Source organism: Streptomyces sp. NBC_00986 (assembly GCF_045162565.1).
Classification (GTDB): domain Bacteria; phylum Actinomycetota; class Actinomycetes; order Streptomycetales; family Streptomycetaceae; genus Streptomyces.
In genome coordinates this window covers 3,588,357-3,611,690 of sequence record NZ_CP108733.1, presented here as the reverse complement: position 1 = coordinate 3,611,690, position 23,334 = coordinate 3,588,357, and the positions used below count along the sequence as shown (strand labels likewise).

Annotated in this window: 21 protein-coding genes; 13 read left to right on the top strand and 8 right to left on the bottom strand. The window is 69.7% G+C overall.

Annotation, left to right across the window (positions count from 1 at the left end; translation table 11 throughout):
- Nucleotides 1–133: 133 nt before the first annotated feature.
- The 3 genes from OG504_RS15485 (at nt 134) to OG504_RS15475 (ending at nt 3,985) form a co-directional block, all read left to right on the top strand.
- Complete coding sequence (locus OG504_RS15485) at nt 134–1,021, top strand: FadR/GntR family transcriptional regulator (RefSeq protein ID WP_405990366.1); 888 nt, start codon at nt 134–136, stop codon at nt 1,019–1,021.
- A gap of 435 nt (nt 1,022–1,456) precedes the next feature.
- On the top strand, nt 1,457–2,995 hold the full coding sequence (locus OG504_RS15480) for an RNA polymerase sigma factor (RefSeq protein ID WP_033284005.1): 1,539 nt from the start codon (nt 1,457–1,459) through the stop codon (nt 2,993–2,995).
- A gap of 132 nt (nt 2,996–3,127) precedes the next feature.
- The gene (locus OG504_RS15475; RefSeq protein ID WP_405990365.1) at nt 3,128–3,985 is read left to right on the top strand and encodes a S1 family peptidase; all 858 of its coding nucleotides are present in this window, start codon (nt 3,128–3,130) and stop codon (nt 3,983–3,985) included.
- 127 nt (nt 3,986–4,112) lie between these two features.
- Here the strand turns inward: OG504_RS15475 and OG504_RS15470 are convergent, their stop codons facing one another.
- Nucleotides 4,113–4,346: a hypothetical protein gene (locus OG504_RS15470; protein ID WP_019061015.1), complete on the bottom strand. Its 234-nt coding sequence runs from the start codon at nt 4,344–4,346 to the stop codon at nt 4,113–4,115.
- A 443-nt stretch (nt 4,347–4,789) separates the two neighbouring features.
- Between OG504_RS15470 and OG504_RS15465 the strand changes: the two genes are divergently transcribed.
- From OG504_RS15465 to OG504_RS15440, 6 genes are all read left to right on the top strand, one after another.
- Complete coding sequence (locus OG504_RS15465; protein WP_318019252.1) at nt 4,790–6,910, top strand: DNA topoisomerase IV subunit B; 2,121 nt, start codon at nt 4,790–4,792, stop codon at nt 6,908–6,910.
- A 362-nt stretch (nt 6,911–7,272) separates the two neighbouring features.
- Nucleotides 7,273–7,797 (top strand): DUF1453 domain-containing protein, encoded by a 525-nt coding sequence (locus OG504_RS15460; protein ID WP_405990364.1) that lies wholly within the window; start codon nt 7,273–7,275, stop codon nt 7,795–7,797.
- Nucleotides 7,794–8,945 (top strand): sensor histidine kinase, encoded by a 1,152-nt coding sequence (locus OG504_RS15455; protein WP_405990363.1) that lies wholly within the window; start codon nt 7,794–7,796, stop codon nt 8,943–8,945. The genes OG504_RS15460 and OG504_RS15455 overlap by 4 nt, the downstream gene beginning before the upstream one ends.
- Entirely contained in the window at nt 8,942–9,628 is a 687-nt protein-coding gene (locus OG504_RS15450) for a response regulator (protein WP_405990362.1), read from the top strand. The genes OG504_RS15455 and OG504_RS15450 overlap by 4 nt, the downstream gene beginning before the upstream one ends.
- 69 nt (nt 9,629–9,697) lie before the next feature.
- Nucleotides 9,698–10,258 (top strand): DUF485 domain-containing protein, encoded by a 561-nt coding sequence (locus OG504_RS15445; protein ID WP_405990361.1) that lies wholly within the window; start codon nt 9,698–9,700, stop codon nt 10,256–10,258.
- Complete coding sequence (locus OG504_RS15440) at nt 10,255–11,847, top strand: cation acetate symporter (protein ID WP_405990360.1); 1,593 nt, start codon at nt 10,255–10,257, stop codon at nt 11,845–11,847. Before OG504_RS15445 ends, OG504_RS15440 begins: the two co-directional genes overlap by 4 nt.
- 50 nt (nt 11,848–11,897) lie before the next feature.
- On the opposite strand, the gene OG504_RS15435 is transcribed toward OG504_RS15440, so the two are convergent.
- The gene (locus tag OG504_RS15435) at nt 11,898–12,590 is read right to left on the bottom strand and encodes a response regulator (RefSeq protein ID WP_384166191.1); all 693 of its coding nucleotides are present in this window, start codon (nt 12,588–12,590) and stop codon (nt 11,898–11,900) included.
- 159 nt (nt 12,591–12,749) lie between these two features.
- On the opposite strand from OG504_RS15435, the gene OG504_RS15430 reads away from it, so the two are divergent.
- From OG504_RS15430 to OG504_RS15420, 3 genes are all read left to right on the top strand, one after another.
- Complete coding sequence (locus tag OG504_RS15430) at nt 12,750–13,565, top strand: ABC transporter ATP-binding protein (RefSeq protein ID WP_405990359.1); 816 nt, start codon at nt 12,750–12,752, stop codon at nt 13,563–13,565.
- Nucleotides 13,555–14,433 carry an ABC transporter permease gene (locus OG504_RS15425; protein WP_405990358.1) on the top strand — a complete coding sequence of 293 codons (879 nt, stop codon included), beginning with the start codon at nt 13,555–13,557 and terminating at the stop codon, nt 14,431–14,433. The genes OG504_RS15430 and OG504_RS15425 overlap by 11 nt, the downstream gene beginning before the upstream one ends.
- Before the next feature lie 75 nt (nt 14,434–14,508).
- Nucleotides 14,509–15,570, top strand: coding sequence for an ABC transporter substrate-binding protein (locus OG504_RS15420; protein WP_405990357.1), 1,062 nt, complete (start codon nt 14,509–14,511; stop codon nt 15,568–15,570).
- Between the two features lie 71 nt (nt 15,571–15,641).
- Here the strand turns inward: OG504_RS15420 and OG504_RS15415 are convergent, their stop codons facing one another.
- The 4 genes from OG504_RS15415 to OG504_RS15400 all read right to left on the bottom strand — a co-directional run bounded on the left by OG504_RS15415 (nt 15,642) and on the right by OG504_RS15400 (nt 20,373).
- On the bottom strand, nt 15,642–16,322 hold the full coding sequence (locus tag OG504_RS15415) for a response regulator (protein ID WP_318019261.1): 681 nt from the start codon (nt 16,320–16,322) through the stop codon (nt 15,642–15,644).
- Entirely contained in the window at nt 16,319–17,986 is a 1,668-nt protein-coding gene (locus tag OG504_RS15410; protein ID WP_405990356.1) for an ATP-binding protein, read from the bottom strand. Before OG504_RS15410 ends, OG504_RS15415 begins: the two co-directional genes overlap by 4 nt.
- Before the next feature lie 138 nt (nt 17,987–18,124).
- Nucleotides 18,125–19,063 (bottom strand): sucrase ferredoxin, encoded by a 939-nt coding sequence (locus tag OG504_RS15405; RefSeq protein ID WP_405990355.1) that lies wholly within the window; start codon nt 19,061–19,063, stop codon nt 18,125–18,127.
- A 53-nt stretch (nt 19,064–19,116) separates the two neighbouring features.
- A complete protein-coding gene (locus tag OG504_RS15400) occupies nt 19,117–20,373 on the bottom strand; it encodes a citrate/2-methylcitrate synthase (protein WP_405990354.1) in 1,257 nt (418 codons plus the stop codon).
- A gap of 98 nt (nt 20,374–20,471) precedes the next feature.
- On the opposite strand from OG504_RS15400, the gene OG504_RS15395 reads away from it, so the two are divergent.
- Entirely contained in the window at nt 20,472–21,632 is a 1,161-nt protein-coding gene (locus tag OG504_RS15395; RefSeq protein WP_405990353.1) for a citrate synthase/methylcitrate synthase, read from the top strand.
- 180 nt (nt 21,633–21,812) lie between these two features.
- Here the strand turns inward: OG504_RS15395 and OG504_RS15390 are convergent, their stop codons facing one another.
- Nucleotides 21,813–22,052: a hypothetical protein gene (locus OG504_RS15390; protein WP_405990352.1), complete on the bottom strand. Its 240-nt coding sequence runs from the start codon at nt 22,050–22,052 to the stop codon at nt 21,813–21,815.
- A 239-nt stretch (nt 22,053–22,291) separates the two neighbouring features.
- A complete protein-coding gene (locus tag OG504_RS15385; protein WP_405990351.1) occupies nt 22,292–22,852 on the bottom strand; it encodes a DUF6082 family protein in 561 nt (186 codons plus the stop codon).
- Nucleotides 22,853–23,334 lie beyond the last annotated feature (482 nt).

Sequence of the window (23,334 nt, the reverse complement as noted above, 5' to 3'; positions counted from 1 at the left end):
TGCGCACAACTCCCCGTAGAAAGCCCATTTCTTTCCGATAAGGCGTCAATTGCGACGGTGTGAGCGATCACCCTTTCGTGTGCTTTTCACCAAAGACCTCAAGGGAGTTGGAGACAGCGCCGACAAAGGATCCGTGAGTACCCTTGCGCACACCATGATGACCGCCGCCCGCTCCGCAGACTCCGGTCTCGCCGGCCCGGGCGAACTCGACCGCTACCCCTATGCCGAGGCGCCCGTCACCGAGCGCCTCGGAGCCCCTTCCTGGGACGGTTCCGACCCCGAGCTGGGGCGCGTGGGCCGGCGTGCCGCGGGCAGCCGCGGACGCGGGCTGCACGGCCAACTCGTCCAGCAGCTGGGTCAGATGATCGTCTCCGGGGACCTGGGCGCCGACCGCCCGCTGGTGCCCGAGGAGATCGGCCAGCGTTTCGAGGTCTCCCGCACCGTCGTCCGCGAATCGCTCCGCGTCCTGGAGGCCAAGGGCCTGGTCAGTGCCCGCCCGAACGTCGGCACGCGCGTGCGTCCCGTCAGCGACTGGAACCTCCTCGACCCGGACATCATCGAATGGCGCGCCTTCGGCCCGCAGCGCGACAACCAGCGCCGTGAGCTGAGCGAGCTGCGCTGGACGATCGAGCCGCTCGCCGCGCGCCTCGCCGCCGGCCACGGGCGCGAGGATGTCCAGCAGCGCCTCTCCGACATGGTCGAGATCATGAGCCACGCCATGGGGCAGGGTGACGCGCTGACCTTCTCCCGCGCGGACGCCGAGTTCCACTCGCTGCTCATCCAGGTCGCGGGCAACCGGATGCTGGAGCACCTTTCCGGGATCGTCTCCTCGGCCCTCCAGGTCTCCGGCGGCCCGGTCACGGGCTGTGACCGCCCGACCGACGCATCCCTGGGGCACCACGCCCGGATCGTCGACGCCCTCGCCGCTGGCGACGGTGCGGCGGCCGAGGCGGCCATGCGGCAGCTGCTCATCGTGCACCCCGAGGTGGAGCGCGTGGTGCCCGCCCCGCGCGAACACTGACGCGCACGGGACGGTCCGTGCGGTCGAGGTGTGCCGCATTCTCGTGGCGGCGCCCGGCCGGGGCGCCCGTCTTCCGCCGGACCCCGCAGGATCCTCCAGGGAATCCGGCGGGGTCCGGCGGTGCGACGGGGTGTTGAATCTCCCTGAGGGGCGCCCGTCACGGCCGTGGGTGCCCTCCTCTGCCCGTGTCTGACCGTTTTTGAACGCTTACGGGGTGTGACTCGGGCCACGCAGATTGGGCGTAACGCTCGCGGGCACTGTGCGATGACCTAAGAGGTGACAGCCGCGGAAGGGAATACGGACGCCGTTCAAGGCGCTGTGTTTCTTCCCGGCCCCAGCCCGCGCCGTCGGCCCATCCCCAAGTCGGCGGTCGTCGGCTCCTGTCCGTACCGGACGGGGCCGGAAGCCGTTTTCCATCGTTCCGAGAGGTTGTTCGTGTCGGCCAGCACATCCCGTACGCTCCCGCCGGAGATCGCCGAGTCCGTCTCTGTCATGGCGCTCATCGAGCGGGGAAAGGCTGAGGGGCAGATCGCCGGCGATGACGTGCGTCGGGCCTTCGAAGCTGACCAGATTCCGGCCACTCAGTGGAAGAACGTACTGCGCAGCCTCAACCAGATCCTCGAGGAAGAGGGTGTGACGCTGATGGTCAGTGCCGCGGAGCCCAAGCGCACCCGAAAGAGCGTCGCAGCGAAGAGTCCGGCCAAGCGCACCGCCACCAAGACGGTCGCCGCGAAGACGGTGACCGCCAAGAAGGCCACTGCCACCGCCACTCCGGCGGCACCCGTCGCCGACGCTTCCGTCGAGGACGACGCCCAGAAGGTCGCTGCCAAGAAGACCGCGCCCGCCAAGAAGGCGGTCGCCAAGAAAGTCGCCGCCAAGAAGACGACGGCGGCGGCCAAGAAGACCAGTGCCAAGAAGGACGACGCCGAGGTAGTCGACGAAGAGGCGACCGAGGAGACCCCCGGCAAGACCGGGGACGAGCCCGAGGGCGCCGAGAGCGCCGGGTTCGTACTCTCCGACGAGGACGAGGACGACGCGCCCGCGCAGCAGGTCGCCGCCGCCGGTGCCACCGCCGACCCCGTCAAGGACTACCTCAAGCAGATCGGCAAGGTCCCCCTCCTCAACGCCGAGCAGGAGGTCGAGCTCGCCAAGCGCATCGAGGCCGGTCTGTTCGCCGAGGACAAGCTGGCCAACGCCGACAAGCTCGCCCCCAAGCTCAAGCGCGAGCTGGAGATCATCGCCGAGGACGGCCGCCGCGCCAAGAACCACCTCCTGGAGGCCAACCTCCGTCTGGTGGTCTCCCTGGCCAAGCGCTACACCGGCCGCGGCATGCTCTTCCTGGACCTCATCCAGGAGGGCAACCTCGGTCTCATCCGCGCGGTCGAGAAGTTCGACTACACCAAGGGCTACAAGTTCTCCACGTACGCCACCTGGTGGATCCGTCAGGCCATCACGCGCGCGATGGCCGACCAGGCCCGCACCATCCGTATCCCGGTGCACATGGTCGAGGTCATCAACAAGCTCGCGCGCGTGCAGCGCCAGATGCTCCAGGACCTGGGCCGCGAGCCCACCCCGGAGGAGCTGGCCAAGGAACTCGACATGACCCCCGAGAAGGTCATCGAGGTCCAGAAGTACGGCCGCGAGCCCATCTCGCTGCACACCCCCCTGGGTGAGGACGGCGACAGCGAGTTCGGTGACCTCATCGAGGACTCCGAAGCCGTCGTCCCGGCCGACGCGGTCAGCTTCACCCTCCTCCAGGAGCAGCTGCACTCCGTCCTGGACACCCTGTCCGAGCGCGAGGCCGGCGTGGTCTCGATGCGCTTCGGTCTCACCGACGGTCAGCCGAAGACCCTCGACGAGATCGGCAAGGTGTACGGGGTCACCCGTGAGCGCATCCGCCAGATCGAGTCCAAGACCATGTCGAAGCTGCGCCACCCATCGCGTTCGCAGGTGCTGCGCGACTACCTCGACTAGGTCGTAGTCGTACGACACGGAAGGCCCGGTTTCCCCTCAGGGGGCCGGGCCTTCGTGCTGGCCGCAGGTGCGGGGCGCGGCGCGCTGGATCACTGTGGGTCTTCAATGACCATCCCAGAGTGAGGAACGTGCATGCGTCGTCCCCTTGCCCGGGCGCTGACCCGGCCGCTGGTCCTGGCGGCTGCCGCGTCCGCCATACCGCTGGTCTCCGCGTCCCCCGTGGCCGCCGACAGCATCGTCGTAGGCGGGTTCCCGGTCGATGTCTCCGTGAGCCCGTGGACGGTGGCGCTGTCCAGTCGTGACCGATTCGGGGGTACCCGGGCGGGGCAGTTCTGCGGCGGTGTGGCCGTGGGCCGGACCACCGTGCTGACCGCTGCCCACTGCATGGGCGACGAGGTCCTGGGGGCGCCGCCGCACCGCGCGGCCGACCTCAAGGCCGTCGCGGGCCGTACGGACCTGCTGTCGGACCGGGGCCAGGAGATCGCCGTACGCGATGTGTGGGTCAATCCGGACTACGACCCCGTCAGCAACGCCGGCGACTTCGCCGTGCTCACGCTCGCCGATCCGCTGCCCCAGAGCTCGGTCATCACGATGGCGGCCGCGGGCGACACCGCCTACCGGGCGGGCACGGCGGCCACGGTCTACGGCTGGGGTGATCTCACCGGTAGCGGCGACTATGCGGGCAGCCTGCACGCGGCACGCCTGCACGTGCTGTCCGACGCGCAATGCGAGGAGGCCTATCCGGCCGGTGCCGACGGCACCTACCTCCCCGAGTCCATGCTCTGTGCCGGAGAGGCTCAGGGAGGCCGTGACGCCTGTCAGGGGGACAGCGGGGGGCCGCTGGTCGCCCAGGGTCGGCTGATCGGGCTCGTGTCGTGGGGCAGCGGGTGCGGGCGGGCGGGGAGCCCAGGCGTCTACACCAGGGTGTCGGACGTCCTGCGGACACTGGGCCGCCACCGCGGCTCGCCAGGGCCGCACAAGGGCGCCTGACGGCGCCTGGGAGGCATCCGCGAGTCTCCCGCGGGTACAAAGACGGGCGGCCCCGCTCCTGTGGTTCAGGAGCGGGGCCGCCCGTCGCCGGCCTGGGCCGGTGCTGGCTCGTCGTGGACGCGATGTGTCAGCGGTCTTCTTCAGGAACGCTTGCTGCTGGAGCGGAGGTCAGCCGCTCCGACTCGTCCTGTATCTCAGCGGCGATCTTCTTGAGTTCCGGCTCGAACTTGCGGCCGTGGTGGGCGCAGAAGAGCAGTTCTCCGCCGCTCAGCAGGACGACGCGCAGGTATGCCTGGGCGCCGCAGCGGTCGCAGCGATCGGCGGCCGTCAGTGGGCTCGCGGGGGTCAGAACAGTAGTCACGTCGCCTCTTCTCTAGCTCGACGAGCTGTCGTACCAGGGTCAACATCCAACCAGGCCGAAAACGTTCCCGCTCGTGGCCTTTTCTCGAAAAATTCTTCCGGGGCGGCTGTCTGCTGCCGGTTGGCGGCGAATGTGCCGTATTGCGTGTCTATGTGTCTGTACGGGTTCGCGCTGTGGGGTCAGGGTCGGGTCCACCCGGCTGGATTGCCGGTTGTTCATGAGGACGTGCCCGGAGCCTAAATGGTTCATGCCCCGAAGGGAACGTGATATGTACTTCACTCCATCGAGGGATCGAACAGGTATACGACCCTGGACTAGTGTGAGGAGGAGACGAGGGTGGCGTTACAACGGCTCTACCAGGCGTCGGTACCCTCTGAGCGGCAACCGAAGCCGGGCCCTTACCCAAAAGGGCCTCATCTGAAATTCAGCGAGGAGCGAACCGCGTGACCGCCGAAACGTCCGTGCCGTCGACAGCGCTGCTGGCAGGAGCAGACCGGGACGGTTCCAACTACACCGCGCGGCACCTGCTCGTCCTCGAGGGGCTCGAGGCCGTACGCAAGCGCCCGGGGATGTACATCGGGTCGACCGACAGCCGTGGCCTGATGCACTGTCTGTGGGAGATCATCGACAACTCCGTGGACGAGGCCCTCGGGGGCTACTGCGACCACATCGAGGTGATCCTGCACGACGACGCCTCGGTGGAGGTCCGGGACAACGGCCGGGGCATCCCGGTCGATGTCGAGCCCAAGACCGGCCTCTCCGGTGTCGAGGTCGTCATGACCAAACTGCACGCCGGCGGCAAGTTCGGCGGCGGCTCGTACGCCGCCTCCGGTGGTCTGCACGGCGTGGGCGCCTCCGTGGTGAACGCCCTGTCCGCGCGGCTGGACGTCGAGGTGGACCGCAGCGGCAACACCCACGCCATCAGCTTCCGGCGCGGCGTGCCGGGCTCCTTCACGACCGCCGGCCCGGACGCCGCGTTCGAGCCCGGTGGCCTGCGCAAGACCAAGCGGATTCCCAAGACCCGCACCGGCACGCGCGTGCGCTACTGGGCCGACCGCCAGATCTTCCTCAAGGACGCCAAACTCTCGCTGGACGGCCTGCACCAGCGGGCCCGGCAGACCGCGTTCCTGGTGCCCGGGCTGACCATCGTCGTCCGCGACGAGTACGGCCTAGGTGAGGGCGGCAGCAAGGGGGAGGAGTCCTTCCGCTTCGACGGCGGCATCAGCGAGTTCTGCGAGTACCTGGCGAGCGACAAGCCGGTCTGCGACGTCCTGCGCCTGTCGGGTCAGGGCACCTTCAAGGAGACGGTGCCCGTCCTGGACGACCACGGCCAGATGACGCCCACCGAGGTCACCCGCGAACTCGGCGTGGACATCGCGATGCGCTGGGGGACCGGTTACGACACGACGCTCAGGTCGTACGTGAACATCATCGCCACCCCCAAGGGCGGTACCCATGTCGCCGGTTTCGAGCAGGCCGTCGTCAAGACGATGAACGAGGTGGCGCGCGCCAAGAAGCTGCTGCGCGTCGCCGAGGACGACGTCGTCAAGGACGACGCCCTGGAGGGCCTCACCGCGGTCGTCACCGTCCGGCTCGCCGAGCCGCAGTTCGAGGGTCAGACCAAGGAGGTGCTCGGTACGTCGGCGGCCCGCCGCATCGTCGCCAACGTGGTCGCCAAGGAGCTCAAGGACTTCCTGACCTCGACGAAGCGTGACGCGGCGGCCCAGGCCCGCGTGGTCATGGAGAAGGCCGTCGCGGCCGCACGCACGCGTATCGCGGCCCGGCAGCACAAGGACGCGCAGCGCCGCAAGACGGCACTGGAGTCCTCCTCGCTGCCGGCCAAGCTCGCCGACTGCCGCAGCGACGACGTCGAGCGCAGCGAGCTGTTCATCGTCGAGGGAGACTCCGCGCTCGGTACGGCCAAGCTCGCCCGGAACTCCGAGTTCCAGGCGCTGCTGCCGATCCGCGGCAAGATCCTCAACGTCCAGAAGTCGTCCGTCACCGACATGCTGAAGAACGTCGAGTGCGGGGCGATCATCCAGGTCATAGGAGCGGGGTCGGGCCGTACCTTCGACATCGACGCGGCCCGCTACGGCAAGATCATCATGATGACCGACGCCGATGTGGACGGGTCCCACATCCGGTGTCTGCTCCTGACCCTGTTCCAGCGCTACATGCGGCCCATGGTGGAGGCCGGCCGGGTGTTCGCCGCGGTGCCGCCGCTGCACCGCATCGAGCTGGTCCAGCCCAAGAAGGGCCAGGACAAGTACGTCTACACGTACTCGGATCGTGAGCTGCGCGAGAAGATGCTGGAGTTCCAGAGCAAGGGGGTCCGGTTCAAGGACTCCATCCAGCGCTACAAGGGTCTCGGCGAGATGGACGCCGACCAGCTGGCCGAGACGACGATGGACCCCCGTCACCGCACCCTGCGCCGGATCAACCTCTCCGACCTGGACGCGGCCGAGCAGGTCTTCGATCTGCTCATGGGCAACGACGTGGCCCCGCGCAAGGAGTTCATCTCCAGCTCGGCCGCGACGCTGGACCGGTCGCGGATCGACGCCTGACCACCGAGTCCGGGCCCAGGTGTGACCTGGGCCCGGACTCGCGTCCGGCCTTGGCCCCGGCCGCCTCTCGGAGGCCTGGACCCGGCGTCGGCGTGATCGCTCCGTTCCTGACCCGACCTCGGCGTCACCACTCTGTTCCTGCCCCGGCGTGACCGCTCAGTTCTTGCCCCGGCTCCTCGTCACCCGGCTCGGCCTCGGAACGCCGCCGCCGGTCGGCTCCACCCGTGGGTGGAGGTCGGGGCGGTGCGGAGATCCACCCACGATCCACCCTGGCGCCGATCTGCCCACCTGCGGATTTCCGTAGCGTCGAAGGCGTCGGCAGCGCTCGCCGCCGGCATCCTCTTCCGCTCACGGAGGCTCTGATGTCCGGGCTGGTCAACGCGTTGGTGATCGTGGCCGTCGTCGCGGTGGTGATCGTGCGGCAGTTCCGCGCCCGTCAGATCGACACCGACCGGCGCTGGTGGCTCCTCCCCGTGATCCTCGCCGTCGTGGCGCTGCGCGACCCCGGCATACTCGACGCCCACCGCCACACCGGGTCGGCCCTCCTGCTCGCCGTCGAGCTGGTCATCGGGCTGGCCACCGGAGCCGGCTGGGCCTGGACCACGCGCCTGTGGGTCGAGACGGACGGTTCCGTGTGGAGCAAGAGCACCAAGGCGAGCGGTGGCGTCTGGATCGTCGGCATAGCCCTGCGCGTCGGCCTCGTCGCCCTGGGCGCGGTAGTGGGCGTGCACCAGAACAGCTCGGCCCTGATGCTCGGCCTCGCGGCGACGCTGCTGGTCCGCTCCGGGGTCCTGGCCTGGCGGGCCCAGTCCGTCACCGGGTCGGCGGGGTCGGCCTCGGCGTACGGTTTCGGCATGGCGAGGCCCGCCCGGAAGGAGCGCGTGTGACGGAGAACGCCTGGACGCGCTGGCCCTCGCGGGAGGCGCTGGGCCGAGAGGGAGTCTCACGGCCCCGGCGGGTGCTCGCCTGGGCCGTCCGGCTGCTGGTGGTCGGCGTGCTTCTGGGGGGCGCGCTCACCGGCAGTCACGTCCACGGCTGGGCCCTGGCCGGAGGCGCGGCCGGCATCGTGCTGGCAGCGGTCCTCGCCTGGACCTTCTGGCGTACGACTCTCGCCCACAGACTCTGGCCGTCGGTGGGACTCATCGCCGTGCTTCTCGGGATCGCGATCGTGGGACAGGCCGTCGGTTTCACGGTCCCGGCCCTCGTCATCTGGTGCGGTTGCGCGGTGAGTTCGCTGGAGCGGCTGCCCATCGCGGTCGCGATGCCGGTGACCTCGGTGTCCCTCGCGATCTTCGCCGCGGTCAACAACGACGTATGGCTGACCACCGCGGTCACGACGGCCGGGCTGGCCCTCGCCGGATACACGCTCCGCCTCGACGCCGAGGCGCGGGGCAGCGCCCAGCGGCTGCTCACCCAGGAACGCATGGCGAGAGCGGCCGAGGCGGAGTCCGCCGCGCTGGCGGAACGGGCCCGTATCGCCAGGGAGATCCACGACGTGCTGGCCCACAGCCTCTCCGCGCAGCTCGTGCACCTGGAGGCGGCCAGGCTGCTGATCGAGCGGGGCGCCGACCGGGAGACGATCCTGGAACGGGTCGTGGCAGCACGGGGGATGGCCCGCGACGGCCTGGTGGAGACCCGGCAGGCCCTGTCCGCGCTGCGGGGCGAGATGAGCCCGCTGGAGGACTTCCTGACCGAGATCGTCGGTACGACGGGCCGTGCCGAGGTCACCGTTACGGGTGACCGGAGACAGCTGCCCGCCGAGGCCTCGCAGGCCGTGCGCCGGGTCGCCCAGGAGGCCCTGACGAACGTCCGCAAGCACGCCCCGGGCGCCAAGGTGCTGCTCACGCTGGACTACGGCGAGCACGAAGTGACGCTGGACGTACGGGACTCGGGCGGTTCGCCGGGCGAACTCACCGGGGCGGGAGGTGGATACGGTCTGCTGGGCATGCGGGAACGCGCCGAGCTGCTGGGCGGTTCGCTGCGGGCCGGGCCGGACGAGGAGGGATTCGTGGTGACGCTGAAGGTGCCTGCATGACGGATGAGGCCGTGAGGAAACCCGCGCGGGTCGTGGTCGCGGACGACCAGACCGTCGTACGGGAAGGCATCGTGATGCTGCTGGGGCTGCTGCCCGGGATCGAGGTCGTCGGCGCCGCCGCCGACGGGGACGAGGCGGTGCGGCTCGTGGCCGAACTCGCCCCGGACGTCGTCCTGATGGACCTGCGCATGCCGCGCTGCGACGGCGTCGAGGCGACCCGGCGGATCCGTGCGGAGCATCCCGGGACGCAGGTCGTGGTGCTCACGACGTTCGCGGACGACGCGTCGCTGTTCCCGGCACTGCGCGCGGGGGCGCGTGGCTACCTCACCAAGGACGCGGGCGGCGACGAGATCGTACGGGCCGTGGAGAGCGTGCTGTCGGGGGACGCAGGGCTGTCGCCGAGCATCCAACGGCGGTTGCTGGAGCGCCTGTCGGAGCCCGACTCGCAGCCGTCGCCGGAGCCCGCCGAGCCGCCGGACGGGCTCACCGCGCGGGAGACCGAGGTGCTGCTGCTGATCGCCGAGGGTCTGAGCAATCAGGAGATCGCCCGCACGCTGCATGTCTCCACGGCGACCGTGAAGACCCACATCAACAACCTGTTCGCCAAGACGGGGCTCAAGGACCGTGCGCAGGCGGTGCGTTACGCCTACGGCAGGGGACTGGTGCGGCCACCAGCGGGTTGAGTCACCTGATGGGGTGAAGACAGCGGAGAAGAAGAGTCGGGGATCTTCCCGTTCTGTCCATCCTTGGGCATGCAGTCAAGCAACGGTCGTCCCCGCGGTGGCGGGAGCGGTCACGAGAGTCCCGCCGAGAACCATGAAGGTCATGACCTGACCCCCGCCGAGGCAACCGGAAAGGTGAGGTACCACGACCCTTGGTACGACGCGCTCGCGTCCGGCTGGGGTGAGATGGACGGCACGGGCGGGCCCGCGCCCGAGGTGCCCGCCGCGCGCCGGGAGGACGCGGACCACGCCGTCCGGGCGGGCGACGTGTATCGGGAGGTGCAGCGCAGCGCGGCCTTCCAGGAGGTGCGCGGCCGGTATCTGCGGTTCGTGGTGCCGGCCACCGTCGTCTTCTTCACCTGGTACGTGGCCTACGTGGTGACGGCGACGACGGCACCCGGATTCATGGCCCGGCCGGTGGCCGGCGCGGTGAACGTGGGGATGGTCGCGGGACTGGGGCAGTTCCTCACCACCTTCCTGCTCACCTGGGCCTACGCCCGGCACGCGCGGCTGCGCAGGGACCGGGCCGCGCTCGAACTGCGCTGGGACACACAGGAACTGACACGAGGCATTCGAGGCGGTACGTCGTGACCGGGAACCATCAGACGCTGGCGCTGCTGCTGTTCAGCGCGTTCATCGCGGTCACCCTCGGGATCACCACCTGGGTGAGCCGCAACCGGCACGGTTCGGAGGAGGAGTTCTACGCGGGCGGGCGGCTCTTCTCCCCGATGGAGAATGGTTTTGCCATCTCGGGTGATTATCTGTCCGCGGCCTCGTTCCTCGGGGTCACCGGGCTCATCGCGCTGTTCGGCTACGACGGCCTGCTGTACGTGGTGGGCTTCTTCGTCGCCTGGCTCATGGTGCTGTTCCTCGTCGCCGAACTGGTGCGCAACTGCGGGCGGTTCACGCTCGCCGACGTGGTCGCCGCCCGGATGAGCGAGCGGCCGGTGCGGATCGCGGCGGGAACTTCCTCGGTCACCGTGTCCGTTCTGTATCTGGTGGCGCAGATGGTGGGCGCGGGCAGCCTGGTGTCGCTGCTGCTGGGCGGGACGGGTGCGGCCGCGCGGGCGTGGACCGTCATCGGCGTCGGGGCGCTCATGGTGATCTATGTGTCGATGGGAGGGATGCGGGCCACCACCTGGATCCAGATCGTCAAGGCGGTCCTGATGATGAGCGGCACCATCGCGCTGACGGTGCTGACCCTGGTGCGCTTCCACGGGAACCTGAACCACCTGCTGCTCACGGCCGCCGCGCGCAGCGGTCACGGCGCCGCCTTCCTGGCGCCGGGGCTCAAGTACGGCGGTGACTGGACCGCGCGGTTCGATTTCATCAGCCTGGGTCTCGCGCTGGTGCTGGGTACGGCCGGATTGCCGCACATCCTGTCCCGCTTCTACACCGTGCCGACCGCACGGGCCGCGCGTCGTTCGGTGGTGTGGTCGATCGGGCTCATCGGAGCGTTCTACCTGATGACGATCATCCTCGGCTTCGCCGCCGCGGCCGTCGTGGGACCGGACACCCTTCGGAAGTCGAACGAGGCGGGGAACACGGCGGTCCCGCTGCTCGCCCTCGACCTCGGCGGAGGAGCCGATTCCACCGGAGGCACCGTCCTGTTCGCGATCGTCGCGGCCGTGGCCTTCGCCACGATCCTCGCGGTGGTCGCCGGGATCACCCTGGCCTCCTCGGCATCCGTGGCGCACGACCTGTACGCGTCGCTGCGGCGCCCGAACGCCAAGCCGCGCAGTGAGGTGGCTGTGGCGCGGGTCGCCGCGGTCGGCATCGGTGTCGCGGCGATCGGGCTCGGTCTCATCGCCAGGAACCTCAACGTCGCCTTCCTGGTGGGCCTCGCCTTCGCCGTCGCCGCCTCCGCGAACCTCCCGGTGCTGCTCTACTCGCTGTTCTGGCGCGGCTTCACGACCCGCGGCGCCGTGTGGGCCGTATACGGCGGACTGATCCCGGCACTGGTGCTCGTGCTGCTGTCGCCGGTCGTGTCCGGCAGCCCCGAATCGCTGTTCCCGGGCGTCGACTTCCAGTTCTTCCCGCTGCAGAACCCCGGCCTCGTCTCGATCCCACTCGGCTTCCTGGCCGGCTGGCTCGGCACGGTCACCTCGACGGAGGTCCCGGACGAGGCCAAGCACGCGGAGACCGAGGTACGGGCGCTGACGGGGGCGGGGGCCGTGTAGCGGCCCCTGTGGGCCGTAGCCACGCGCGAAGTTGTGCGGCTGTCGCGTGGCTACGGCGCCACCCAGGCGTAGCGGTGCTCCGGGCGGCCCGTGTCGCCGTACTTCAGAGAGAGGCGGAGGCGGCCGGCCTGTTCCAGGTGGCGGAGGTAGCGCTGGGCCGTGGAGCGGCTCAGGCCGGTCTCGGCGGCGACCTCGTGGGCCGAGAGCGGGTGGCCGGCGCTGTGCAGGACGCCGCAGATCAGGTCGGTGGTCGGTTCCGAGTGGCCGCTGGGCAGGCCGGGGGAGGCCGGCACGGTGGTCGTGCGCAGGGCGCCGAAGATGCGGTCGACCTGCTCCTGGCCGGCGATGCCGCGGCCGCCGACGCGGTCGACGGTGCGGCGCAGGGCGGCGTACGAGTCGAGGCGGGTGCGCAGCGCGGCGAAGGTGAACGGCTTGACCAGGTAGTGCAGGGCGCCCAGGCGCATCGCCCGCTGCACGGTCGTCACATCGCTGGCCGCCGTGATCATGATGACGTCGGTCGTGTGGCCCTGTTGCCGCATGCGGTGGACGAGTTCGAGACCCGTTTGGTCGGGCAGGTAGTGGTCGAGCAGCACCAGGTCGATCGTCCCGCGCTCGACGGTGGCCAGCGCCTGGGCGGCGCTGTGCGCGCGGGCGGCGACCCGGAAACCGGGAACCTTCCCCACGTACTTGGCGTTGATCTCGGCGACGCGGAAGTCGTCGTCCACGACCATGACGTCAATCATTGGGCCTCTTTCCTCAAGGCCAGGCGAGCGTTAAGCCCGTGTTTCGGCTCCGCAGTTGTAGCGCGAGCAAAACGAGCACAACAGGCTCTTGCGAGCAAAAGAACGGCTTGCGCCCAGAAGACTGCTGCTGTGGTCCGCGCCACATCTACGGTCCCGGCCATGAGCGCAGACACCAGCCCCGCCATCGAGCTGCGGGGCGCGAGCAAGACCTTCAGGACCCCGTCGGGGGGTCTGCACACGGCCGTCAAGGGGCTCGATCTCACCGTCGGACGTGGCGAGTTCGTGGCGGTCGTCGGGCCCACGGGCTGCGGCAAGTCGACCACGCTGACCCTCGTCAGTGGGCTGGTAGAGCCCTCCGAGGGCGATGTGCTGGTGGCCGGTACGCCGGTCTCCGGCGTCGGCGACAAGGTCGGCTTCGTCTTCCAGCAGGACGCCACCTTCCCCTGGCGCACGGTGCTGTCCAACGTCATGGCGGGCCCGCGCTTCCGCGGCGTACCGAAGGCGGAGGCCAAGGCGAAGGCGCGTGAGTGGCTGGCCCGGGTCGGGCTCTCCGCCTTCGAGGACCGCTATCCGCACCAGCTCTCCGGCGGGATGCGCAAGCGCGTCGCGCTCGCCGCGACCTTCGTCAACGACCCCGAGATCCTTCTGATGGACGAGCCGTTCTCGGCGCTCGACGTGCAGACCAGGGCCCTGATGTCGGACGAACTCCTGGAGCTGTGGGAGGGCACCGGTACCTCGGTCGTCTTCGTCACCCACGACCTGGAGGAGTCCATCGCGCTGGCCGACAGGGTCGTCGTGATGACTGCCGGGCCGGCCACCGTGAAGCAGGTCTTCGACATCGACCTGCCGCGCCCCCGCAAGGTCGAATCCGTGCGCCTGGAGCCGCGGTTCATCGAGATCTACCGCGAGATCTGGGAGTCGCTGGGCGAAGAGGTCCGCATCACGCGCGAGAGGGGTGCGGCCAATGTCGCCTGACGTCATGCCCGAGGACAAGATCGCGGCACCCACCACCGAACCCGGCACCAAGACGGACCGCGCCCATTCACGCGCGCGTGCCGCCCGTAAACGCAGAGTCGGCGTCGGGGCGGCCCGCGTGCTGCTCCTGGTCGCCGTGCTCGGCCTGTGGGAATGGCTCTCCCGGGCCAAGGTCATCGATCCGTTCAACTTCTCGATGCCCTCGAAGATCTGGGACCAGATCTACACCTGGGTGATGCACGGGACCGCGCTCGGGTCCCTGGGGGAGCAGATCTGGGCCACGCTGCAGGAAGCGCTGCTCGGCTGGGTGATCGGTGTGATCGCCGGTGTCGTGTTCGGTATTGCTCTGGGGCGGATCACCTTGCTCGCCGACATACTTGGTCCATACATCAAGGTGCTCAACTCCATACCGAGGATCGTCCTCGCGCCCATCTTCGTGATCTGGTTCGGACTCGGGCCGTCCTCCAAGGTCGCCTCGGCCGTCGTGCTCGTCTTCTTCCCGGTGTTCTTCAACGCCTTCCAGGGCGCCCGCGAGGTCGACCGCAACCTGGTCGCCAACGCCCGCATCCTCGGCGCCAGCGACCGCAGGGTGACTCTCCAGGTGGTCATCCCGTCCGCCACCTCCTGGATCTTCACCAGCCTCCATGTCAGCTTCGGCTTCGCCCTCATCGGTGCGATCGTCGGCGAGTACATCGGCGCGACCAAGGGCATCGGCCTGCTCGTCGCGCAGTCCCAGGGCACCTTCAACGCGGCCGGTGTGTACGCCGCGATGGTGATCCTCGCGGTCGTCGCCCTCGTCGCCGAAGGGCTCCTCACCTTCGCCGAGAACCGCATCTTCCGCTGGAAGCCGTCGGGCTCCGACAGCTGAACGGCCCCTCGCCGCAAGCCCGTTGAAGAGCCCCCTTCCTTCCCGTACCGCACCCTCACAAGGACGTGAACCGCCATGCGCAAGACCGCCAGATACGCCGCCCTGGCCGCCTCGGGCCTGCTCGCCCTCACCTCGCTCACCGCCTGCGCCAACGACGCGGCCAGCACCGCCTCCACCGGCTCCGGAGGCAAGGGCGACGGCAGGGGCGAGAAGGTCAAGATCATGGTCGGTGGCCTGGACAAGGTCATCTACCTGCCCGCGATGCTCACCCAGCGCCTCGGCTACTTCGACGCCGAGGGCCTCGATGTGGAACTGCTGAGCGAACCTGCCGGCGTCCAGGCCGAGACCGCGCTCGTCTCCGGGCAGGTCCAGGGAGCCGTCGGCTTCTACGACCACACGCTCGACCTGCAGGTCAAGGGCAAGTCGGTCGAGTCCGTGGTGCAGTTCTCGCAGGCGCCCGGCGAAGTGGAGGTCGTCTCCACCAAGGCGGAGGGGAAGGTCAGGTCGGCCAAGGACTTCAAGGGCAAGAAGCTCGGCGTGACCGGCCTCGGCTCCTCCACCGACTTCCTCACCAAGTACCTCGCCGTCAAGAACGGCGTCAACGTCAGCGAGTTCACCCCGGTCGCCGTGGGCGCGGGACCGACCTTCGTCGCGGCGCTCCAACAGGGCTCCATAGACGCCGGGATGACGACCGACCCGACCGTCGCCACGATCCTCGACAAGAAGGCCGGCAAGATCCTCGTCGACATGCGCACGCCCGAGGGATCGCAGGCGGCGCTGGGTGGACCGTATCCCTCGTCAAGTCTGTACATGCAGACGGACTGGGTGAACGGCCACAAATCAACTGTGCAGAAGATGGTCAATGCATTCGTCAAGACGCTCGCGTGGATGTCCACGCACAGCGCGACGGCGATCGCCGACAAGATGCCCGCCGACTACTCCCAGGGCGACAAGTCCCTCTACGCCGAGGCGATCAAGAGCACGCTGCCGATGTTCACCAAGGACGGCGTGATGCCGACGAACGGCCCGGAGACCGTCGAGAAGGTGCTCAAGGCGTTCAACCCCACCATCAAGAACGCCGATGTGGACCTCGACAAGACGTACACGACCGAGTTCGTCAAGAACGCGACAGGCTGACGGCCGTGCGGTCGGCATCCGTATAGGAGGAAGGGGTACGGCCCCTTCCCCCGCCCCCACAGGCCGTGCCCTCAGGCGCGGGTCGCCCACACGTAACGGTGTTCCGGGCGGCCCGCGTCGCCGTACTTGAGCGTCAGCCTGGCCCGTCCGGTGCGCTCCAGGAGCTTCAGATAGCGCTGGGCGGTCTGCCGGCTCACCCCTGTGCGGTCGGCGATCTCCTGGGCGGACAGGGGGCTTTGGGCGTTCATCAGGGACTGGCGCACGAGTTCCGCCGTGGTGGGGGAGTGCCCTTTGGGCAGCCCGGGCTCCGAAGGCGCCGACAGGGCACCGAAGATGCGGTCCACCTCGGCCTGTTCGGCCTCGCCGCCGCCGTCGAGCGTGCGGCGCAGTTCCGCGTACGCCTCCAACTTGGCCCGCAGGCCCGCGAACGCGAACGGCTTGACCAGGTACTGCAGCGCGCCCTGCCGCATCGCCGCCTGTACGGTCGTCACGTCCCGGGCCGCCGTCACCATGATCACGTCCGTCTGGAGGCCGCGTCGGCGCATCTCCTGGACGACCGCCAGGCCCGTCTCGTCGGGCAGGTAGTGGTCCAGGAGGACCAGGTCGAGGCGGGGCAACGTCTCCAACTGGCGCAGCGCCTCAGCCGCGTTGTGAGCCTCGCCGGCCACGTGGAAGCCCGGCACCTTCTCCACGTAGGCGGCGTTGACCTGGGCGACCCGGGTGTCGTCGTCCACGACCAGGACCTCGATCATCGCGACTCCTCCTCGACGGTCTCCCCGGGGGCGGTGAGAGCGGGTTCCAGACCCGGCTCGGTCAGCGCCTCGGGCAGGACGACCACGAACTCCGCGCCCCCGCCGAACGCCTCCGTCACCACCGCGCTGCCGCCCTGCCGTTCGGCGAGCCGACGTACCAAGGAGAGGCCGATCCCGCGCTTGCCGTGGGCCGGCGGCTTCTTCGTGGACCAGCCGTCGGTGAAGATCAACTCCCTTTGTTCCTCCGGGATTCCGGGGCCCGTGTCGCGCACCCGGAGTACGGCCGTACGCCCCTCCGTCCGCAATTCGACCTCCACGCGTGCGTGCGGTGTGCCCGCTACGGCGTCGAGCGCGTTGTCGACCAGGTTGCCGACGACCGTGACCAGCCCGCGCGGGTCGATCAACCGGTCGGGCAGCCAGGTCCGGTCGGAGATCCACAGGGCGACGCCCCGCTCGGCCGCGACGGTCGCCTTGCCCACCAACAGGGCGGCGAGCAGCGGGTCCTGGATCTTCTCGGTGACCTGTTCGGCGGTGGCCCGGTGATCACCGACCACCTCCCCGACGAAGTCCACGGCGTCGTCGTACATCTCCAGTTCGAGCAGCCCCAGGAGCGTGTGCATACGGTTGGCGTGCTCGTGGTCCTGGGCGCGCAGGGCGTCGATCAGACCGTGCGTCGAGTCCAACTCCCGGCCGAGCTGCTCCAGTTCGGTGCGGTCGCGCAGGGTGGCCACGGCGCCGCCGTCGTCGGTGGGCATCCGGTTGGTGACCAGGACCCGCTGGCCGCGCACGGCGAGCAGGTCGGTGCCGGTCACCCGGCCGGCCAGGACGTCGGTCGTGCGTCCCTCCCCGAGCGCCTCGTCCAGGGAGCGGCCGACCGCCTCGTCGCCGATGCCCAGTAGGCGTCGTGCCTCGTCGTTCAGGAGCCGTATGCGGCCGGTGCGGTCCAGGGCGACGACGCCCTCCCGGATGCCGTGCAGCATCGCCTCGCGCTCCGAGAGCAGTGCCGAGATGTCCGAGAAGGCCAGGTCCCGGGTCTGCCGCTGGACCCGCCGGGAGATCAGCCAGGCCGCCAGCGCACCGACGGCGAGAGCGCCCCCGGCGTACGCCAGCAGCCCCGGGATCGCGCTGATCAACTGCGCGCGGACGCTGTCGTACTTGATGCCCACCGAGACGGCCCCGACGACCGTGCCGTCGGCGTCCCGCAGGGGCACCTTGCCGCGCGCGGAGCGCCCCAGGGTGCCCTTGTCGATCTCCTTGACCTCCTGACCCGCCAGGGGCTGGCCGGGAGAGGTCGAGACGAAACGGCCGATCTCGCTCGGAGTCGTGTGCGACCACCGCATGCCCCGCCAGTCCATCACCACCACGTACTCGGCCTTGGTGGCCTTCCGGATCCGCTCCGCCTCCCGCTGCACGGGTCCGCCCACGGTCGGAGGAGTGTTCTGGATGTCCTTGACGATCTGCGGCTGCTGCGCGGTCGTCTGGGCGATGGCCAGGGCGCGGTTCATCGCCTCCTGGTCCAGCTGCTTGCTCAGCGGCGCGAGGAACAGCCCGGTCGCCAGGACCGCGACTCCCGCGGCGATCGCCAGCTGCATCAGCAGCACCTGAGAGAACACCCGCCGCGGCAGCCCGAGGCGACGGCGGCGTGCGGGGGGAGTGGGGCTCATACCCCTGACGGTACGTGGCGGGGCGGGGGCTGCCCCAGGGGTGTGGCGTGGATCTCTTGACCAGTTCTTGGGGAAAGCGGCCTCCAGTAGAGGGTGATTTCCCACGGAAGCCGGTCGGGCTCCCCGGTGCCGGGCGGGTCAGCCCGCCAGCGCCGTCGTCAGCTCGCGCACCGCCACCACGTCCATCCGCGCCGGTGCGCCGAGGACCGACGCCCCGCAGCTCTCCGGGCGGGGCGGAAGCGATGCTCCCTGGGCGACGATCACGCGCCAGTGGCGTCCGTCGGTGTGCGCGACGGTCACCTCCCAGCGTGGTGCGCCGCCGTCCGTCCGTACGACGCTCAGAGCGTCCATCGCGTACTCGCCCGCCGCCGTCCGCACGGCCAGCTCCGCCGCCTGTGCGGGCCGTTCCCAGGCCGAGGCACCCCGGCAGCCCTCGACGACCACACGGCCTTCCTGGACGCCCTGGAGGATCTCCTTGACGCCGTGCGCCTGGACCCGCCCGTACGCGTAGCCGTACGGCAGGACGAGCACCGTCGGCGAGAAGCGGTGACCGCCCAGATGGGTGACCTCCCAGGCGCCCTCGACCCCGGAGGCTGCCAGTTCGGCGGCGAGGGGGCGGCCCAGGAGCGCGCAGCAGCGGTCGCGCTTGCCGTTGGTGCAGACGAGCGCGAGCGGGTCACCGGTGTGGGCCCGCCCGCCGAGCGCCGTACCGAAGGAGCGCGGATCGCCCGCGCCGAGGGCGGCGAAGTCGAGGGCGAGCAGGTCCCGCGGTTCGGTGGTCATGGCGCTGTGCAGCCATGCGTTTCCGGGAACGGTGTGGGCCGCGTACACCTGGCGCACCCGTGACGGCGCGGGGTCGGCGTGCCGTCCGGGGCGCCGGATGAGGGCGATCCGTACGCCCGTGTCCGCGGCGGCCGCTTCCAGGGCACGCCCCAGCGCGGGGTCCAGGTGGCTCGAAGTGAGCGCTTTGGCACCCCAAGGGCCGGGCTGTTCCAGCAGCAGCCACGTCGTCGCTGTGGCCGCGGTTCCGGAAATGGGCTCGTCGAGGTCCCGAGAGACGGTCGCGCACGTACTCACAGAGGTGAGCCTAACCTGACTTGCCTGAGGGCGACTTCCGGCCCGCTCGTGTCCTACTCCGGTAGTGGTTGGGGCGGCCTCGGGCCTACGTAGTGACCGCTGGGCCGCATGCGCAGCGGGCGCTCCCCGTACTCCTCCAGGGCGTGCGCGATCCACCCCGCCGTACGGGCGACGGCGAAGACCGTCTCACCCGCCGTGGAGGGCATCCCGGAGGAGACGGTGAGCACGGCGAGCGCCAGGTCGACGTTGGCGTGCAGCGGGGTGTGGCGGGCGGTGGTGGCGACGATGTCGCGGGCCGCGGCGAGGGCCGGCGCGGCGCCCGGGATCTCCTTCAGGAGGGCGAAGAGGGCACGCGCGCGTGGATCTTCGCCCGGGTAGAGCCGGTGGCCGAGCCCGGGGATACGGCGGCCGGCGCGCAGTTCGTCCGCCACCACCGGGGCCGCGGTGCCCTGGTCGAGCACGTCGAGCAGCAGCCGGTGCGCCAGGCCGCTGGCGGCGCCGTGCAAGGGGCCTTCGAGGACTCCCAGGCCGGCGGAGACGGCCGCGTAGGGGTGCGCGCGGGCCGAGGCGGCTACGCGCACCGCGAGCGTCGACGCGGCCAGGTCGTGGTCGACGAGCAGCCCAAGTGCCGTGTCCAGGACGCGCAGTGACGCCTCGTCAGCCGGATGTCCGCTCAGCCGTGCCCACAGGCGGTGGGCCAGCGGTCCCCCGTCGCGATGGGCACGCCGTACCGGTGGGAGGGCCGCGACAAGGGTGGGGATGAGGATGCGCGCGGTGCCGAGCACGGCGTCCTCGGACAGGTCGAAGCGCAGCGGGTCGGCGGTCGCCGCCGCGATGGCCGCGACCCTCAACCGGTCGGTGGGGCCGGTGTGTTCGGGCAGCGCGTCCACGGCGCGGCGGGCGACGGCTACGGCCGCCTTGGGCGCGGTGAACGTGATCCCGGGGCGCAACTCCCCGGTCCACAGCCACTCCGCGATCTCCTCGTAGGAGTGGCGGGCGGCCAGCTCGGTCGCGTCGACGCCCCGGAAGTAGTACCGGTCCTTGTCGATGAGCGTGATCCGGGTCCGTACGGACAGCTCGCCCCCGGAACCCGAACTCCCGCTGCTCTCCCGTCTGTTGCGCCGGGCGAGCGCCTCCACCTCCTTGGCGTCGAAGGTGCTGCCCCGCCCGCCGGGCTCGCGCCTGCTGCTCAGCTGCCCGCGACTCACGTACGCGTACACGGTGTCGGGCTTCACGCCGAGCAGTTCGGCGGTCTCCTTGGTGCTCAGCCGTCGCTCGGGGTGGCCGGGAGCGGGTTCTTGATCGCGCATGGAGGCCACGGTATCCATTCCTTGCATGTATTGATTCAATCAATATTGACAGAGATTGAGTCAACCATGGACATTTGAATCAAGTCCAGGGAGGAAACATGTCCATCAACAGGGCCGCTGCCACGCGTATCGAGGTTCCGCGGGGACTCGCGGGCGTCGTTGTCACCGACACCCGAATCGGTGACGTCCGGGGGATCGAGGGCTTCTACCACTACCGCCAGTACTCCGCCGTCGAACTCGCGCAGACCCGCGGCTTCGAGGACGTCTGGCATCTCCTCGCTTACGGCGAACTGCCGGACGCGGACCGGAGCGCCGCCTTCGCCGCCGAGACCGCCGCGCTGCGCCGGCTGCCGGACGAGGTGCGGGCCGCGCTGCCCGCGGTGGCGGCGGCGAGCGGGACGTCCGGACCGCTGTCCGGGATGCGTACGGCGCTGTCGCTGCTCGGCGCCGCGAAGGGCTTCCGGCCGGTGTACGACATCGACGCGGACGCGCGCCGCCGGGACACCCTCGTGGCCTCCGCGGCCGTACCGACACTGCTGACCGCGCTGTACCGGCTGGGGCAGGGGCTCGAACCTGTGGAGCCGCGCGAGGATCTCTCCTATGCGGCCAACTACCTCTACATGCTGACGGGTTCGGAACCGGACAAGCAGCAGGCCAGGGCGATCGAGCAATACTTGATCTCAACCATTGACCACGGATTCAATGCGTCAACCTTCACCGCGCGGGTCATCGCGTCGACGGGGGCGGATGTGGCGGCCTGTCTGGTCGGGGCCGTAGGGGCGCTCTCGGGTCCGCTGCACGGCGGTGCGCCCAGCCGCGCCCTGGACACCCTGGACGCGATCGGGACCCCGGACCGTATCGACCCCTGGATCCGCGAACGCGTCCTCGCCGGCGACCGCATCATGGGCTTCGGCCACGCGATCTACCGCACGGAGGACCCCCGTTCACGGATGCTGCGCGAGGTCGCCCAGCAGTTCGGCGGGCCTCGGGTCGACTTCGCCGTCGAGGTGGAGCGCCAGGTCGAGAGGATCCTCGCGGAGCTGAAGCCGGGGCGCGAACTCCACACGAACGTCGAGTTCTACGCGGGGCTGGTCATGGAACTCTGCGGGCTGCCGCGGGAGATGTTCACGCCTACGTTCGCGGCCGCGCGGGTGGTGGGGTGGAGCGCGAACGTGGTGGAGCAGGCGGAGGACTCGAAGATCATTCGGCCTGTGGCTCGGTATGTGGGGGTGGAGGCGCCGGTGGCGGTGCCAAGGTGATGCGGAGGGGCGGGTTCAGCGCCACGGTCGGTGCCGAACCCGCCCCCTGTGCCGACCTGTGCCGGACGGCGGTCCGCGGCGTCAGGCGCGAGGAATGTCCATAGGGGCGCGGATCAGTGTCTCCCGGCTGACGCGTGCTGACTGAATGCTCAGGAGTGCGGAGTGAATCGTCCGCGTCGGCTACAAGTCAGGAATGTCGCCCTTGGCCTTGATGAGTGTGTCCCGAGTGATGACAACGATCCGTTCATAGGAGGCTCTCGACGCGTCGGGCGGCAGCTGACCGTCGAGCTTGTCCGTCTGGTCCGTGCCGATCACTGCGAAGTTTCCGTCGGCCAATTCGAAGATGTCAGGGCAGTTGCCCCCGCCCGCGCTCCCTCGGGCGCTGGGAGGTACACCGATCCGACGGATGATCTGACTCACTGTTGATTCCCTCTGGTTCTCACGTCTGAAGAATCTGCGCACAACGACTGCGGGGTGAAGGCGGTGCCCTGTGGGGTGCGCTCGTCATCCGGCGGCGTGAGCGACGTCTTGTGGAGTCGTTCTACGCGATCAGGCGTGAGTCAACCCCAGTGACGTCTGGGACAACTGGGGACTTGATCCGTTCGTTATGGCCCGAGGGTGTGATTCGGAGGGGCGCGCCCCTGAAGGTGAGCCGTCGCTCAGTCGCTCGGCGGATCTCCTACGACCCACCACTCGTCGCCGTCGGCCTCTTCGAGCTGTCGTAGCAGTTCGTCGACCATTCGTCCGAGTTCCGCCTCGTCCGAGCCCTCGGCGAGCGTCGCCCGCTGTCCTTGAGTCGCGTTCCAGTACTCCCTGACGACGGGATTCTGCACAAGACCGCGGATGAACCCGAAGAACTCGTCGCGGCTGATGTTGCCGATGCGGTAGTAGAACAGCAGATTTGTGTACAGCGCGTTCGCGAAGAGGTATTGGCGTCGTTTCTGCTGGGACGCGGGTACCTCGAAGATGTCCAGGACCTCGGCCAGTTCCGGGCTGTCGATCGCCTTGCTCAGCAGTTGCCAGTGCAGATGCTGCTGGGTGGCCAGATTGGCGTGGTGGTGGCTGTTGGCGACCTGTTTCTCCAGGTGGTCGAGCCGGATGCGCAGTGCGCGGAGCGTGCGGTGTTGCGCGGCCATGACGGCGAGAGCTCCCGTCACCAGGCCGAGACCGGCTGCCAGGGGCGTGGTGAACCCCCGTGTGCCGCGCTTCCGTGTGGCCATGTCAACCCCCGAATCAGGCGGCCGTCCGCCGGTCGTCGGGTGCGGGTCGACTGATGGGGACCGGCGAGCGATGGGCGGCGCTTGCCGTCTCCCAGAGTGCCGAGCGGCTCTGATCGGCAGGGAGGCGGAGAGGAGGCGCACGGAGGGAAGCGAGGGTCGCACGAACCGGCGCCTTCCCCAACGTCTGCCCCGCAAGTGCTGCTAACAATCGTTCACTTCGCGGCGATTCTTCCGGCTCGTATCCTGGGGCGGCATTCAACCTCCGTACGTGTGCCGGACCGCGAGCCGGTGCACGCGTCGGCGTGAAAGAGGTCGCACGTTGAGCCAGCAGAGCCCGAGCGCAAGCCCGAGCCCGAGCACCGATCCGGCGTCGGTTCCGAGTACGGATCCGAGCCTGCCCACGACCTCGGTTCCGAGCCGAAATCCACCCCTGGCTCCGGCCCTGGCCTCAACCCTGGCTCCGGCCCCAACCGCAACCCCGG

Bases quoted from the DNA above. Each gene is read 5' to 3' on its own strand.
- OG504_RS15410 (WP_405990356.1), bottom strand. From the start codon at position 17,986: ATGAGCCCCACTCCCCCCGCACGCCGCCGTCGCCTCGGGCTGCCGCGG.
- OG504_RS15425 (WP_405990358.1), top strand. From the start codon at position 13,555: ATGTCGCCTGACGTCATGCCCGAGGACAAGATCGCGGCACCCACCACC.
- OG504_RS15435 (WP_384166191.1), bottom strand. From the start codon at position 12,590: ATGATTGACGTCATGGTCGTGGACGACGACTTCCGCGTCGCCGAGATC.
- OG504_RS15460 (WP_405990364.1), top strand. From the start codon at position 7,273: ATGTCCGGGCTGGTCAACGCGTTGGTGATCGTGGCCGTCGTCGCGGTG.
- OG504_RS15400 (WP_405990354.1), bottom strand. From the start codon at position 20,373: ATGCGCGATCAAGAACCCGCTCCCGGCCACCCCGAGCGACGGCTGAGC.
- OG504_RS15395 (WP_405990353.1), top strand. From the start codon at position 20,472: ATGTCCATCAACAGGGCCGCTGCCACGCGTATCGAGGTTCCGCGGGGA.
- OG504_RS15430 (WP_405990359.1), top strand. From the start codon at position 12,750: ATGAGCGCAGACACCAGCCCCGCCATCGAGCTGCGGGGCGCGAGCAAG.
- OG504_RS15475 (WP_405990365.1), top strand. From the start codon at position 3,128: ATGCGTCGTCCCCTTGCCCGGGCGCTGACCCGGCCGCTGGTCCTGGCG.
- OG504_RS15385 (WP_405990351.1), bottom strand. From the start codon at position 22,852: ATGGCCACACGGAAGCGCGGCACACGGGGGTTCACCACGCCCCTGGCA.
- OG504_RS15445 (WP_405990361.1), top strand. From the start codon at position 9,698: ATGCAGTCAAGCAACGGTCGTCCCCGCGGTGGCGGGAGCGGTCACGAG.
- OG504_RS15415 (WP_318019261.1), bottom strand. From the start codon at position 16,322: ATGATCGAGGTCCTGGTCGTGGACGACGACACCCGGGTCGCCCAGGTC.
- OG504_RS15420 (WP_405990357.1), top strand. From the start codon at position 14,509: ATGCGCAAGACCGCCAGATACGCCGCCCTGGCCGCCTCGGGCCTGCTC.
- OG504_RS15450 (WP_405990362.1), top strand. From the start codon at position 8,942: ATGACGGATGAGGCCGTGAGGAAACCCGCGCGGGTCGTGGTCGCGGAC.